General features: G+C 33.8%; 14 protein-coding genes. 5 read left to right on the plus strand and 9 right to left on the minus strand.

Translation table 11 applies throughout. The features are described 5' to 3' along the window. Nucleotides 1-5: 5 nt before the first annotated feature. The 5 genes from LS72_RS06525 to LS72_RS06545 all read left to right on the plus strand — a co-directional run bounded on the left by LS72_RS06525 (nucleotide 6) and on the right by LS72_RS06545 (nucleotide 3,534). A complete protein-coding gene (locus LS72_RS06525) occupies nucleotides 6-1,253 on the plus strand; it encodes an adenylosuccinate synthase (protein ID WP_138155198.1) in 1,248 nt (415 codons plus the stop codon). After that, on the plus strand, nucleotides 1,253-1,678 hold the full coding sequence (locus LS72_RS06530) for a flagellar export protein FliJ (RefSeq protein WP_034554158.1): 426 nt from the start codon (nucleotides 1,253-1,255) through the stop codon (nucleotides 1,676-1,678). Before LS72_RS06525 ends, LS72_RS06530 begins: the two co-directional genes overlap by 1 nt. Then, complete coding sequence (locus tag LS72_RS06535) at nucleotides 1,675-2,220, plus strand: MotE family protein (protein ID WP_034554159.1); 546 nt, start codon at nucleotides 1,675-1,677, stop codon at nucleotides 2,218-2,220. The genes LS72_RS06530 and LS72_RS06535 overlap by 4 nt, the downstream gene beginning before the upstream one ends. Before the next feature lie 9 nt (nucleotides 2,221-2,229). Further along, nucleotides 2,230-2,700 carry a hypothetical protein gene (locus LS72_RS06540; RefSeq protein WP_052087305.1) on the plus strand — a complete coding sequence of 157 codons (471 nt, stop codon included), beginning with the start codon at nucleotides 2,230-2,232 and terminating at the stop codon, nucleotides 2,698-2,700. 87 nt (nucleotides 2,701-2,787) lie between these two features. Further along, nucleotides 2,788-3,534: a HugZ family heme oxygenase gene (locus tag LS72_RS06545; protein ID WP_034554161.1), complete on the plus strand. Its 747-nt coding sequence runs from the start codon at nucleotides 2,788-2,790 to the stop codon at nucleotides 3,532-3,534. Nucleotides 3,535-4,823: 1,289 nt separating this feature from the next. Here the strand turns inward: LS72_RS06545 and LS72_RS06560 are convergent. Genes LS72_RS06560 through gltS form a run of 9 tightly spaced genes read right to left on the minus strand, consistent with a single transcriptional unit; the run spans nucleotide 4,824 to nucleotide 14,866 of the window. Next, a complete protein-coding gene (locus LS72_RS06560; RefSeq protein ID WP_034554164.1) occupies nucleotides 4,824-6,053 on the minus strand; it encodes a molybdopterin molybdotransferase MoeA in 1,230 nt (409 codons plus the stop codon). Further along, nucleotides 6,054-7,058 (minus strand): NifS protein, encoded by a 1,005-nt coding sequence (locus LS72_RS06565; RefSeq protein ID WP_034554166.1) that lies wholly within the window; start codon nucleotides 7,056-7,058, stop codon nucleotides 6,054-6,056. Beyond that, nucleotides 7,052-8,875 (minus strand): selenocysteine-specific translation elongation factor, encoded by a 1,824-nt coding sequence (gene selB / locus LS72_RS06570; protein ID WP_034554168.1) that lies wholly within the window; start codon nucleotides 8,873-8,875, stop codon nucleotides 7,052-7,054. The genes LS72_RS06565 and selB overlap by 7 nt, the downstream gene beginning before the upstream one ends. Further along, the gene (selA, locus tag LS72_RS06575; protein ID WP_034554170.1) at nucleotides 8,865-10,214 is read right to left on the minus strand and encodes an L-seryl-tRNA(Sec) selenium transferase; all 1,350 of its coding nucleotides are present in this window, start codon (nucleotides 10,212-10,214) and stop codon (nucleotides 8,865-8,867) included. The genes selB and selA overlap by 11 nt, the downstream gene beginning before the upstream one ends. Nucleotides 10,215-10,271: 57 nt before the next feature. Continuing rightward, nucleotides 10,272-10,625 (minus strand): YraN family protein, encoded by a 354-nt coding sequence (locus LS72_RS06580; RefSeq protein WP_034554172.1) that lies wholly within the window; start codon nucleotides 10,623-10,625, stop codon nucleotides 10,272-10,274. Between the two features lie 2 nt (nucleotides 10,626-10,627). Then, complete coding sequence (locus tag LS72_RS06585; protein ID WP_034554174.1) at nucleotides 10,628-11,908, minus strand: homoserine dehydrogenase; 1,281 nt, start codon at nucleotides 11,906-11,908, stop codon at nucleotides 10,628-10,630. Between the two features lie 15 nt (nucleotides 11,909-11,923). Further along, nucleotides 11,924-12,379, minus strand: coding sequence for a preQ(1) synthase (queF, locus tag LS72_RS06590; RefSeq protein WP_034554175.1), 456 nt, complete (start codon nucleotides 12,377-12,379; stop codon nucleotides 11,924-11,926). A 60-nt stretch (nucleotides 12,380-12,439) separates the two neighbouring features. Then, nucleotides 12,440-13,648 carry a beta-1,4-N-acetylgalactosaminyltransferase gene (locus LS72_RS06595; protein WP_238700746.1) on the minus strand — a complete coding sequence of 403 codons (1,209 nt, stop codon included), beginning with the start codon at nucleotides 13,646-13,648 and terminating at the stop codon, nucleotides 12,440-12,442. A gap of 9 nt (nucleotides 13,649-13,657) precedes the next feature. Further along, nucleotides 13,658-14,866 (minus strand): sodium/glutamate symporter, encoded by a 1,209-nt coding sequence (gltS, locus tag LS72_RS06600; protein ID WP_034554516.1) that lies wholly within the window; start codon nucleotides 14,864-14,866, stop codon nucleotides 13,658-13,660. Nucleotides 14,867-14,877: the final 11 nt, after the last annotated feature.

Here is a 14,877-nt window from a genome sequence, read left to right on the forward strand (position 1 = left end):
GAATTGTGAAAACAAAAGCAGACTTAATAGTTGGGATTCAATGGGGCGATGAAGGGAAAGGAAAAATAGTAGATTTATTAGCACAAAATTATGATTATGTTGTGCGTTATCAAGGGGGGCATAATGCAGGACATACGATTGTTGTAGATGGCAAAAAATATGCCTTACACCTAATGCCATCTGGTATTTTGTATCCTAAATGTAAAAATATTATTGGTAATGGAGTGGTTATTAGCCCCAGTGATTTAATTAAAGAGATGGGGCAGTTTAAGGATTTAGAGAATAGATTTTTTATTAGCCAAAAAGCACATTTGATCCTTCCTTTTCATAATTTTCTTGATAAACTTCACGAAAAAAACGCAAAAAAAGCTATTGGGACAACAGGTAAAGGCATAGGACCAGCTTATACAGACAAAATTGCAAGGAGGGGAATTAGGATTGAAGAATTAGTAAATACGACTTCCCTTTGTCAGAAAATTTTAGAGCAAATAGCGCAAAGAGATTTGCAGAATTTTGGGATTGAGATTCCTAAAAAAGAAGTTTTACAATCCCAATTAGACTTTTATGCTCAATCTTTATTGCCTTTTTTAGCGAATACTACGCATTTATTATGGGAAGCTATGGATAGGGGTGAAAAAATCTTGTGTGAGGGCGCACAAGGGAGTATGCTAGATATTGACCACGGGACTTATCCTTTTGTAACAAGCTCCACTACAACAGCGGCTGGGGCTTGTAGTGGAAGTGGAATTGCCCCTAGAGAATTAGGAGAGGTTATTGGGGTTATGAAGGCTTATTGCACGAGAGTTGGCAATGGTCCATTCCCCACAGAGGAAGAAGGTGAGATAGGGGCGTTATTGCAACAAAAAGGTGGTGAATTTGGCACAACAACAGGCAGAGCTAGACGTTGTGGTTGGCTGGATGCTATGGCGGTAAAATATGCTTGTAGGCTAAATGGAGTAAGCACTTTAGCTATGATGAAGCTTGATGTATTAGATGGTTTTAAGGAGGTAAAAGTCTGTGTGGGTTATAGGGATAAACAAGGCAAAGTTTTAGAGGCTTATCCTAGTGATATTAGTGAAGTAAAACCTCTTTATAAGGCTTTTGAAGGTTGGGATAAAACGGCGGGAGTTAGGGATTTTGAGAAGCTTCCTAAAAATGCTAAAAATTATATCTTTGCATTAGAAGAGTTTTTGGGTGTGAAAATTGCTATGATTTCAACAAGTCCTGATAGACACGATACGATATTACGCTAATGAAAACAAAATTTACTCCTTTGGTATTGTTGCAAAAACAAAAAATTGATGTTATAGAGCAGGAGATTGAGCGTAACGCACAAGCTATTAAGGGCAAACAAGAGGAAATTGATACCCTTATAGCGGAGTTTGCAACATTAAAAGAGCCAACAAGTGGAGTTTATCAAGCTTTTTTAACTTTTGTGCATCATAAAAATGAATATTATCAGAGTATTGATTATAAAATGGGTGAATTAGCACTGCTTAAGAAAAAAAAACAAGAATTGCAAGAAGCTTTTAGATTGCAAAATATTGAGCTTGAAAAAGCAAAATACCTTGATAGTTTGGAAGTTAAGAAGGTATTACAAAGGTTAAAAAAACGCGAAAATGTAGAAATGGATGAAATTTCTGTAATGCTTTATGCTAATAATAAGGAGATTCTATGAAAAAATTTATTATTTTTATATTTATTCTAAGAGTGTTTGCAGAGGATAATCAGCGCCAAATTGTTAATTGTAATATTATTTTTGAACAAAGAAAGGCAGAGATTTTAAAAGAAATTGAAAAAATTGATGAACAACAACAAGCACTTCAGGCTTTGCAGAGTGCAACGCAAAATGTCTTAAACCAAAGAGAGGAGAGTTTAAAAAAGCGGGAAGAGGGAATAGCAAGTGAGAGGAAGGCACTTGAAGAAAAAGAAGCCCTTATCGCAAGAATGGTGAAAAAAAATGAGGAATTATTAAAGCAAATTAAAGCAGAGACAGAAAGCAAAGTCAATGAGACTTATGCGGGAATGAAAGATTCAAAATCTGCGGCTATCTTAGAGAATTTACCAGAAAAAGAAGCTGCAACAATACTTTTTGGGCTTGATACGAAAACAATGAGTAAGATTTTAGCAAAGATGAATCCGCAAAAAGCAGCAACTCTCACACAGATTATTCAAAAAGGTCCCCCCTTTGGTGAGGAAGAGCAAAAGAACACTTTATAAGGACTTTATTTGTTTTTTGAAAAAATGTTGCAATTGTATAAGCAAAAAAATTTTCATTTAAGCTCTAAACTTTTAGAAATGCTAAAAGATGGGGGCATAAAGGCTAATTTTGCAGATTTGCAGGTGGGGAATAGAGGCATTTATTTTTTGCTTCCTAATGCAGGGGTTAGCAAAGTTATGCTTTACCAAGCACAGATTCAAGAATACCTTTTTCATACCAAAGGAGAACCTTTGGTGCATCTGTGTTCTTGTGATGAAAGCAAGAAAAACTTTAATCATAAAGATTTTTTAGCCATTATTAAGATGGATTTGCGATTTTTTTTAGGCATTTATTCTCATAAGATTGAGAGAAAATTTTTCAATGATAAACCTTTAAGACTTTGTCCGCAATGTTCTGAAATTTTATCGCATTACCAAGAAAATCTTGAACTTTTTTTTAAGAGTGCAGAAAAAGATTATCATTTAGATTTTAAGGATTAGTTTTTAATCTATGATAATTATTATTATTTTATTATATTTTAAAGCAATGTTTATTATTATTTAAGCATTTAATTTTTGGAGATATTTATGAGTTTTGAATATGTTTTAAAGCATTTAAATGAGTATCATCAAGAGGATTTGATGGATTTATGTAAGAAATTTGATAATGTCAAAGAAGTTACTAATGTAAAGGCTCTAAAAGTCGATTATGATGGACTTACTTTAGTCTATAATCATAATAAAGAATTATATCTGGCATTCCCTGCTAAAGCTACTTCAGAAACTCTTAAAGATGTGATTATTGCTTTAGTTTTAAGCGCTAAGAAATCCTTAGATATAGAATCTATTCAAAGAGAAATGCAGGAATTTATGCAGGGCTTTAAGTCTGTTTGTTTAGCTTCTCTTCATCCACAGGGTAATGTGGTATGTTCTTATGCACCCCTTATTCAAGCTTTTGGGGACTATTATATTTATATTAGTGAAGTTTCTGAACATTATGCTAGTCTTTATGCTAATCCTAAGAATGTGGAAGTTATGTTTTTAGAAGATGAAAAAGAAGCACATTCTGCTATTTTACGCAAAAGAGTGCGGTTTAAAACCAATGTAGTTTTTATAGAAAGGGGAGAGTTATTTGATAGGGTTTATGATGTTTTTGAAGAACAAAATGCTTTTAATGCTTCTTTGAAAACTATCCGCAAAATGCTTGATTTTCATCTTATTAAATTAGAATTTCAAGAGGGACGATTTGTTAAAGGATTTGGTGCGGCTTATGATATTAAAAATGGAGAGATTATTCCATTAACTGATAAAAACCCTCACAGACATAAGGCTTGATTTATCTAAATAGGGTTTTTACTTATTTTACTGAGCTTGAATAGCTTTGCCCTTAAGTAAATAAATTGCTTACCACCTTTTGGTGGCTTGTATAACAATCTTTTAAAGCAGTAACAATTAATATTTGCTTTAGTGAAAATGCATTCATAATAATAGTAATTAGTCTTTGTAGTTAAGCATTATAAAAAGTAAAGAGATAATGCAATGTGCCAGAAAAAGAAATCTTTGAGAATATAGCAGTTAATCCTAGATATGTAATAAAATCATAGAATATTTATCTTAATTTGCAACAAGGATAATGGAATAAAAACAAAGAGAGTTTAGTTTAAATCAATGGTGGCACAACAAGAAAGGATGAATGCAAATAGAGCTTTAGAGTAAGCCTTAAAAGATAGAAATGTAAGGTTTTCTTAAATTTAAAAACTAAGATACCATACCAAATAACAATCAAAAATCGACCTAACAAATACTTCGTAACTTTAAGTTTTAATTAAAACGCATTCTAAAGAACTAGTTATAAAAAATGCGATTTAACTTTTAAAAGATTGCAAAGAAAACAAAGCAGCAGATTATTAAACTAAAAAGGAAAAAACTAAATTAGGAAGTAATTTAAAAGCATAATTAAGACTTAATAAAATCTATGAAAAAAGTTCTAACATAAAAAAGATAGCTATTTATACTAAATACTATTCTATGAGGCAAAACATAATCGCAGATTCTTTGTAAAAGTAAATCCGCAGTATGTGTAAACGATAGTTTTACCTTCAAAGATGGAATATATTTGTGAGGGCTGTGTAGCTAAGATTTACAGAGATATAAATGCAAATAGAAATATCTTACAAGAGGGATTAGAGCCATTTGGGCTAGAATTAGCCTATTAGACTATAAATAAAAGCCTTATTAGTTAGTTAATAATAGTTGAAGTTAGGAAACTCTTACTTCTTAAAGTGAGTATTTACTAAGGTGTATTTCTTGAATTTAGTTATGAATCTAAGTTAAGTAAAAATTATTTTATAATCAAAATGGGAATAGGAGATTTTTGCGAAAAATTACTTTGGTTGCTTGAGAAAATTTTATTCCAAAAGTTATCTTTACTCTCCCTAATAACCAATAAATCAAAATCTTTTGCATAGGCAATCACTTCTGTAATAGCTTCTCCATAAAGAATAATAGGGAGTTTTATATGGATGAAGCTTAGGGTGCAACCTTCCCTAAAAAGTTTATAACAAACTCCACAAACTTTATAGCAAGTTAGTGTTATGCTAATAAAACCTTTTTCATAAATCCCCCTAATGATTGATAATATCGCATTTTTCTTTACTCCAAAGTATTGGGTAAGGCAAAACTTTAATTTCTCTGCCTAATTCAATCTCTGTGCAATGTTCATCAAAAATAGCTATGCTATTACTCTTTGTTAGAGGGAGGATTTCTCCAGAATTGTATTTTCCTCCTTGTGTGAGATAAAACCCACTACTGCCTATCTCTCCTAACATTGCGTTCATCCTGCTTTTAAGTTTAAAGGCATTAGAATTTTTTAAAAGGATATATTGTGGGTAATATGTATTTGCCCCACTAAGTTGCCTTAAGAAAGGAATAATCAAAAAACGCAATAAAACGGCTGCCCCAAGAGGATTTCCCGGTAGGGCGATTAGGAATTTGTTTTTAAGTTTAGCGACCATTATGGGCTTACCGGGCTTAATTTGGATACCATTTATCAAAATCTCTGCACCACATTCTTTTAAAGATTCATACATAAAATCCGCTTCACCCTTACTTGCTCCACCTGTTGTAAATATCACATCATAGGGTTTTTGCAAAGTGTTGATTAAAAGTTCTTTTTTATCCCTTAAGATTCCGCCATAATTCCCATAAAATCCAAAACTTCTTAAGGTTGCAAGAATCATTGTCGTATTAGAATTGTGGATTTGGTAGGCATTAGAAAACTCCCAAGGTTCTTTTAGCTCATCACCTCCAGAGAAAACACCGATTTTTAGAGATTCTAATACTTTTGTATAGGCAATACCTTGTGAGGCTAGAATAGCTAAATCATATTCATCAAGCATTTCTCCTCTACTTAAGAGCTTAGAATCTAAGCTTACTTCTTCGCCTATTTTTCTAATATTAGCACCAATTTCTAAATTTTTTGGCAAGACGATAAAGTCTTTTGCGTTTAATCCCTCTTGAATCTTTTCAAAAGGAATAACACAATTAGCATTTTTTGGGATTTTAGCACCTGTCATAATTTTTACACATTCATTTTTGTTGAGTGTTGTCTCTTGCATATCCCCGGCAAAAACACTTTGCAAGATTTTAACTTTATTCCCCTCATCGGCAGTATTAACCGCATAACCATCCATTGCGGAATTATCAAAAGCAGGTAGAGGTTTTTTGCAAAGTATATCTTGGGCTAAAAACCTCCCTAAGCATTCTTGTAGCGGTAAAAACTCTTCATTGAGTGAGAAATTTTCACCCGCTTTGTTTAAAAGGTTAATAGCTTCTTGAAGTGTGAGTGCTTTCATTTATCCTCCTAAAAGTTTAAGTTGTAAGTATTTTTGTGCGAGTTTTTGTGCTAATTTTTGGGTATCTCCTTGAAAGTCTATAAAGCTTATGCTTAATAATTCCCTAGCCCTCTCTTGTGTGTATCCCATAAGCTGTAAGACAAAAGAGGGGTTTAAGAAGCCAAAGAGGCAATCTTGTCCATTGATTAAGCGGATATTATCAAAAATCAAGCTTTGTATGAAATCTCTAGCTTTAATTCCCTTTAAACCTAAGCTTAAAGTATTAGCAACACTAGGATAGAAGATATAAGAATCTTCTCCTAAAAGATTTTGTAAGTTTTCAAAAAAGGATGGCGCATAGTCTTTATTAGATATTTTTTGTGTTTGCAAGGCTGATAGAAACACTGCATAGAGGTTTTCAATCTCTAAGTAGTTTCCGCTTAAACCATAGAAGTCCTCCCTTTGGGATGCCATAATGCCTAAGGGGCGAATAAGCCCTAAATTCTCCCCATTAGCTAGATAGATATTTGCATTTTTGGGTAGGGGTAATTTGAGGGCAAGTGCGTAACTAATATCCCAGATACTAAAATAAGGCTTTAAAATGGTATCAAGATGTGCATTGCTTGTTAAAATATCCTCATTTAAATAAGGCACAATGAAGCAATCTGCACCCTCTGCTAGGGCTTTTTGAATAGGTATCTTCCCATCTTCTATATTGGGGATTAGCGGGATAAAAGTATTTTTTTTAAAGTGCAAAGATGCTTCATAAAGCATTTTATGAGAGCTTAGGATGAGGGCTACTTTATATTGTTTGCTTAATTTATCTAAGAGGAAGTAAAAGGATTCTACATTGAAGTTAAAGGGCTTGATGGCTTTGGTTTGAAAGAGTGCATTAAGTGCTTCTTTATCTTGTTGGATTTTTTGTAGGGCATTGGGGGTTAGGGCAAAATAATTGGGGGAATCTATGGCAATAAGTTTTTGCATTAAGCTATGTTTAATGGGTGGGTTTTGCAAATAATCTAGCATAATTGATCCTTTTTAAATCTCCGCCCCTCTTTATTGATAATATCTGAAAAACTATCTAAATAATCTAAATAAGTAATTAGGTATTTTCTGCTTAGGTTTAAGTGGTTTTTTAAATTGTTAAGCTCTAAATAGCCCTCATCTTGTAGTATTTTCCGCATAAGTGCTAAGAGTTGGGATAGGCTTTGAGCGCTAATAAAAAGCTTGTGGTTTAAGCGGATAACTTTCTTTTCTCTTGTTAATTGCTTCAATACTAAATTACCTGTTGCCCTATCAATATCTAAAGATTCATATAAATTATAAGGAGCAATGGGTTCAAAACCTTGCATTTGAAGCGTTTCATAAATACTTTTGTAGAGATAATCTTGGATATTTTCTTTAAAGCTTAAGGAGATATAAAAAGATTCTTCTTTATTAAGTAGCCCCCTTTGGTGCATTGTTTCTAAAACCATTTTCGCAAAATCCTCTACAATCCACGCGTGTTTTTGACTTAAGAGGGCAGGAGAGAGGAGAGCGTTTGGGTTTTTATCAAGTATGTTGTGAATGATTTTTTCTAGGATTTGTTCGGTTTGTTTGCCATAAGCGACAAGATGTTTTGTGCTAACAAAGCAATCTTGAATTTCTGAAGCAATGTTAATGGCTTCACTTTGTGGGATACCAAAACGTTGCATTGTACTAATTAAGCCAAAGCCTTTTTTGTGTGCTGATAATAAAATGCTAAAAGCAGTTTTAAAATCCTCTTTATCTAAGGATTCTAAAAAAGCTAATTTTTGCTTCTTTTTCATAGGGTCGCCAATGGGGCTTAAAATTTTTCCCCCTCCTAAGGTTTTATTTTCATCCCTTAGGATGAACCTTTCACCAAATGCACTAAAGATAGCCCTATCGCATTTTAAAGTGGCGTATTTTGGATGATTTTTTAAAAATAAGACTTTACCCTTACATTTTAAGGAGCCAATAAATACTAAAACTTCACTATTATGTGTTATATTTTCATGAAGATCTAAGCAAACTTCAACCGCATTAAAACCTCTTAAATACCCTTTTTTAGTGAGTAAATATCCCCTCTTTAGTGCATTATGGGATATTCCTGCTAGGTTAATAGCAATCCTTTGTCCGCTCTTTGCTTCTTTGATAAAGGCATTATGGGATTGAATATTTTTAATCCCTAAAGACTTTTGGAGATTACAACACCATATTTTTTGCTCTACATTAAGGTTTCCATCTAAGAGTGTCCCGCTTACAACACAACCTGAACCCTTAATGGCAAATGCTCTATCAATGTAATAACGGAAGCAACCTAAGTCCCTATGAAGTTTTTTGGGCAATAAAAATAATGCTTCTTTGAGTGCTTGGATACTCGCATTATCATAAATAGAGCATTCAAAGATACTATAATTTAGGTTATAGTGTGAAAACAGCTCTTTTATTTGAAGTTTTATGGCAGCTATTGTATTTTTAGAAGCTAAATCTGTTTTGGTTAAAATAACTAAAAATTCCTTAATGCCTAATAAATAGGTGATTTTTAAATGCTCTAGTGTTTGTGGTTTAATCCCCTCATTACTTGCAATCACAAGCAAGGCATAATCTATCCCAAAAGCTCCAGCAATCATATTTTTTACAAGCCTTTCGTGTCCGGGCACATCAATAAAAGCAATATTTTTAATCCCATTACTAAGGTTAGAGAAGCTTAAATCTAAGGTTATACCCCTCTTTTGCTCATCCTCCCTCTCATCCCCCCAAAAGCCGTTTAAAGCGGCTATAAGACTTGTTTTTCCGTGGTCTATATGCCCTATACTTCCAAGGATTACATTATCTTGCATTGTGTGCCTTTAAGAGTGTTGTGCTAATAGTTTCAAAATCTTTTGTAAAAAGTGCTATTATCTCTAAAATAACTTTTTTATCCTCTAAACGAGCAATAATACCCTCTTTTCTCAAAAAAGACTCTAATTGTTTCTCATCTTTTGTTTTAAGGGCAATACCATAAGAATCTAAAGGTTTATTAGGCATGGCACCACCCCCTATGTAGCTTTTTGTTTCTATAATTTGGGGCTTAAAGATAGGGGGTATTTGTGCTAAGAGTTTTTGGGCTTTGTGTTTTAACTGTTCTTTGGTCTGTAAAAGCATTTTAGCGGTGGGTATTTTTTCATATTCCCCCTTTAGATACGCACATAAAAGTGCTTCTAGCATACAAAGCGTAAATTTATCCACCCTTAGCATTCTTAAGAGTTGGTTTTGTTTAAGCTTGGTGATATATTGTGCTTTACCAAAAATGATACCCGCTTGTGTCCCACCTAGAAGTTTATCTCCGCTAAAGCTTACTAAAGAGGGTTTTAAGGCGGCAATTTGCTCTAAACTTGGTTCAAATTTTTTTAAATATTCACAACCGGGTATCTCCAAATACCCACTACCTAAATCATAATAATCTAAAAGATTTTTTTCCTTAGCGAGTTTTATTAAGTCCTTATAAGCAACTTCTTTGTAAAAGCCTGTAATTTCATAATTAGATTTATGGGCTTTGAAAAGCATAGCGGTATTTTCATTAATGGCTTCTTGGTAATCTTGTAAATAGGTTTTATTAGTCGTGCCAACTTCTTTTAAGATAGCCCCTGAATCTTGCATTACTCTAGGGATTCTAAAGTTTCCTCCTATTTCTATAAGCTCCCCCCTTGAAACAATAACTTCTTTGTTTTTTGCAAAAGTGTTCAAAATCAAAAAAACCGCTGCAGCATTGTTATTGACAATTAAAATATCCTCCGTTTGCAAAAGGGTTGTGAATAGCTTTTTTAGGTGGATAGTGCGCTCACTCCTTATCCCTTGTTGTTCGTCATATTCTAAGTTATTATAAGCACTTAATGTTGGGATGATTTCTTCTAAGAGTGCTGATGAGAAAACACTGCGTCCTAAGTTGGTATGCACGATGATTCCTGTTGCATTAATAAGGGGTTTAAGGGATTTTTTGCTTAAATGCAAATATTCCTTAGCAATATACTCTACACACGATTCAAAGCTTAAAATCTCTCCGCCTTTTAAGAGATTTTTGCGATAATCTTTTAAAAATTTTTGGATAAGGGGTTTTAAGACAATGGGATTATAAGCACTTAAGGCTTTAGTGTTGAGTAATTTATCGGTTTTTGGGATTTGTTTGAGGAGATTTTCCATAGAACTTCTTCATAAAATAAATTCTTAATACAATAACTTAAAATCACTTTATTTTTATTAAAAAAGTGTAATGTTCTCTAGCCATTGTATTTGATAATCCTCATTTTCTTTAGCTTTTGAAAGGATTAAGGCACTTAGGCAAAAGGGCAAGTCTAGCTTCTTTTTTTGTAAATAATAAGCAATGCTTTTTTTGAGATGTTTGAGTTTTTGTGGGTTAATATTAAAAACAGGTTCAAACCCTACCCCGCTTTTGACCTCTACAAAATATAAAACTTCTTCATTTTTTGCGATAATGTCAATTTCTCCAAAAGGAGAGAAAAAATTACATTCTATAATCAAAAATCCTTGCTTTTGCAAAAAATTACAGGCTAAAGATTCTGCTTCTTTGCCCTTTTGTCTTGTGTTTTTCATCTTTAGGGCTTTTCAATCCTAATCATAACGGGTTTATCTTGTGTAACTTCTAAGTTATGGATTTTCTCTAAAGCATTTCTAATTTTAGATTCTGTGCAAGTATGTGTGGATAAAAGCAAGGTGGAATGGTTTTTAAGTTTAGAGGGGGATTGCAAACAAGTGTTAATAGAAATTCCCTCTTCCCCTAAAATGGTCGCAATTTGTGCTAAAACACCGGGTTTATCAAGCACTAAGATTCGTAAATAATACGCACTGCTTATTTGCAAAAAAGGCTTTAAATGCAAATCTTTATCAATGGAGTTTTTAAATCCTAGCATTGGGGAGCTTTTAGTTCTTGCTATTTCAATAATATCTGAAATCACTGCACTAGCGGTTGCATCTCCTCCTGCTCCTGCACCATAATAGAGTGTTTCTCCTACATTATCGCCCACTACACTAATGGCATTCATTACGCCATCAACTTTGCCAATCATCGCATCTTGGGGGAGAAAGGTAGGATGAACCCGTAATTCTACTTCCTCGCCATTTTTTTTAGCGATACCTAAGAGTTTAAGATGATAGCCAAATTCTTTTGCAAAAGTAATATCTTCTTGCGTAATTTCTGTAATTCCTTGTGTTAAAACCTCTTCTGGTTTAGCATTAATCCCATAGGCAATACTTGCTAAGATTAAGAGTTTATGCACACAATCAAATCCCTCTACATCAAAGCTAGGGTCGTTCTCTGCATAACCTAACTTTTGTGCTTCTTTGAGGACTTCTTGGTATTCTACTCCCTCATTTTTCATTTTGGTTAAAATATAATTACAAGTGCCATTAATAATGCCATAAATGCTTAAAATATGATTAGCCCCTAAGCCATCACGCAAAGCCTTAATGATAGGAATCCCACCCGCAACACTTGCTTCAAAGCCTATGGGTAAATTTCCTGCGATTTGTTCTAACTCATAGCGGTGATAGGCAAGCATTGCTTTATTAGCAGTTACAAAGGCTTTAGATTTCTTTAGTGCTTGTTGTGCAATATTAAAAGCCTCCTCCACACCACCGGCTAATTCTACAATAATATCAATATCTTTATCCTCTAAAACTTCCTTAACATTATTCGTAATGGGGAAGTCAAAACCCTCCCTTGCTTTAGCAATATTCTTAATAGCGGCTTTTTTAATAACGATATTGCAACCTGCTCTTGCGGCGATGAGGTTTTGATTATTTTTTAATATCTTTGCTACACTGCTACCTACAACCCCTAATCCTACTAAACCTATGTTGAGTTGTTTTTTTTTCATTTTTTCTCCATTATTTTATAAATTATGATGCAAAAGCCTAAAATTTGCCATTTCTTCATATTTTGTGCTTGGGATTCCATAATTTACATAAGGATTAATGCTAATTCCACCCCTTGGGGTAAAATCCCCTAAAACTTCTAAATATTTAGGCTCTAAAAGCTTGATTAAGTCTTTTAAAATGATATTCACGCAATCTTCGTGGAATCCACCCTCATTACGGAAGCTAAAGAGATAGAGCTTTAAAGATTTAGATTCTACCATTTTGGTTTGGGGAATATAAGCAATGCTTATAGTGGCAAAATCTGGTTGTCCTGTTATGGGGCAGAGGGTGGTAAATTCTGGACAAGAAAAATGCACCCAATAATCCCTGTCTTGGTGGGAATTTTCAAAAGTTTCTAAAAGATTGAAATCATAATTGAAAGTATAAGAAGTTTTTTTTCCTAAGCTTTTGAATGGAATCTTTGTTTTCATAATTAATGCCTTTAAAGTAAAAGGCGATTGTAACAAATTAATACTAAATTCTTTTTAAGGCTATCTTGCTAAATCAAATCGACTATAAAGGGAAAGTATGGTTTCTTTTTCAAGCATTTTTGGAACTATTTCTACACCTATGGCTTCATCGTTAAATTCTTTTAAGGGTAAAACATTTTGAGGAATGCCCTCGCGTCTCTTTTTTATGCCGGGAAAATGATAGTGGCAAAGTTCCGAGCGATAAACTCTACTATAAGAATCCTCTACCTTAGCTTCATAGGAATGATAATTTTCTTGCAAGGCTTCAAGTTGAATTTTGGTGGGCTTACCTTTTAAAATCTGATCCCCCCATTCTTGCAGCTTTGGAGAGAGTATGCGTTCATAGTATTTACAATTAAGATTACATCGCAAGGTTTGATCCCCGGCTCTATTATAATAACCCCTCACTGATTTACCGATATATACCTCTTCCCATTGTATATAAAAATCCATCCTTGAGAGTGTAAGAATATCGGTGTTTTTCTTTAAGAGGTAAAGACTTTTAAAAAGTTTTTTAGCATCATAGATATGATCCATATCAAGCTTGATAAACCATTCTCCTTGTGGGATAAAACTCAAAATATAGTTAGAGTAGTAATAAAGTTTATTTTCCTCTTTTTTAGGATTTTTAATTTCTACACTATAGGGATATTTTATCGGGATGAAGCTTGGGTAGGTTTGGCAAAACTCTAAAATAATCTCTTCACTCCCATCATCACAATCATTATAACCAATTACGCCTCGCTGTATCGCAGGAAGAATAGAATCTAAGGACGCTCTTAGCGTCCTTGCTTCATTTTTTACCCTGATATACCCCCAAGGATTAAGCGGGGATTTGGGATTATTAGCCTTGCTATCAAAGCGAAAAAAGCCATAATGCCTATTTGCCCCCCCCCCCCCTTTTTTTTTATTTAACAGAGTATCAAGACTTAGAGCTTTTAAGGATTGTAGGGTGTAGGGTTTAGAGGTTTTAGTGGCACTAGAGATTGTTAGATTTTCTTGTGTGATAGCTAGGTTTTGTTCTCTAGCAAAATTTAATACTAAAAAATCCTCATTGCTAAAATTATTTATTTGGGAGCAAATCTTGGGAGAAATGAAAGAATCAACCCTATCTAAAGTAATGGTATGGAATCTATTTTCTATCCTTTGCCGTATTTTTTGACGATAAGACTTGATGGGAATAAAGGCACAAATGAGTTTGGCAAAATAACGTTTGAAGTATTGTAGCATAATAGCTCCTTAAAAAAATGGTAATTGTAGAGTAGTGCTAATAATAATGGCATTGATAATATCGATAAAAAATGCACCCACTAATGGCACAATAATAAAAGCTATATGGCTCATTCCATAATGCTGTGTTATGGTTTGTATATTTGCCATAGCTGTAGGGGTAGCACCTAGTCCAAACCCACAATGTCCAGCGGCTAAAACTGCCGCGTCATAGTCTTTACCACAGAATCTGAAGGTAATGAAAATCGCAAAGGCTACCATAAGGATAACTTGGATGGTAAGGATTGCAAACATAGGAAGCGCTAAAGCAACAAGTTCGGAGAGATTAATAGTCATTAAAGCAAAAGCTAAGAAAAGGGATAGGCTTACATTGCCAATTACAGAAACTTCTCTATCAAAGACTTGGTGTATTTTAGTCAATGATAAAAGATTACGCAAAATTGCTCCGATAAATAAACACCATACAAAAGTCGGTAGGGTAAAAGAAGAGCTTTTAAAATATTCAGAAAGTAGGGTTCCAAACAAGAGTGCAAGAGCAATTAATGCTAAAGATTGCACAAAAGAATAGGCTGTAATTAAACGTTCTTTTTCTGGCTTTTCAAACCCTTGTGGAGGAGATTCTTCTTTTAGATGAGAAATAGTTTGTAGATGGTATTTTCTAATAAGATAATGGGAGATAGGACCTCCAATAAGTCCTCCTGCGATTAAACCAAAGGTTGCACAAGCAAGAGCAATTTCTAAACCCGCATTAAGATTATAAGGGTTGGCTTTAAATATCTCCGCCCAAGAAGCTCCAGTGCCATGCCCCCCACTCATTGTAATAGAGCCGGCTAAAAGTCCGATTAGTGGATTTATACCCATAAGTTTTGCTATAAAGATTCCTGTAATGTTTTGTAAAAAGAGCAGGAGAGCGACACACATTAGGAAAATAAAAAGAATCCTCCCTCCTTTTCTAAGTGAAGTAAAATCAGCACTTAAACCAATACTGGCATAAAAGGCTAACATTAAAGGTTCTCTTAAGGAATCATTAAAACTAAATTTAATCCCACTATATTTCAATAAACAAAAGATGCCAATAGCTATGATGATACCCCCAACAACAGGTTCTGGGATATTATAATCTTGCAAGAATTTACTCTTACTTATCACCCATCGCCCAAGCAGTAAAACACCTACTAAGGCAACTAAAGTAGCATAGAAGTTTAGGTCTATTGTCATAAAAGACTCCT

Source organism: Helicobacter apodemus (assembly GCF_000765745.2).
GTDB classification, from domain to species: Bacteria; Campylobacterota; Campylobacteria; order Campylobacterales; family Helicobacteraceae; genus Helicobacter_D; species Helicobacter_D apodemus.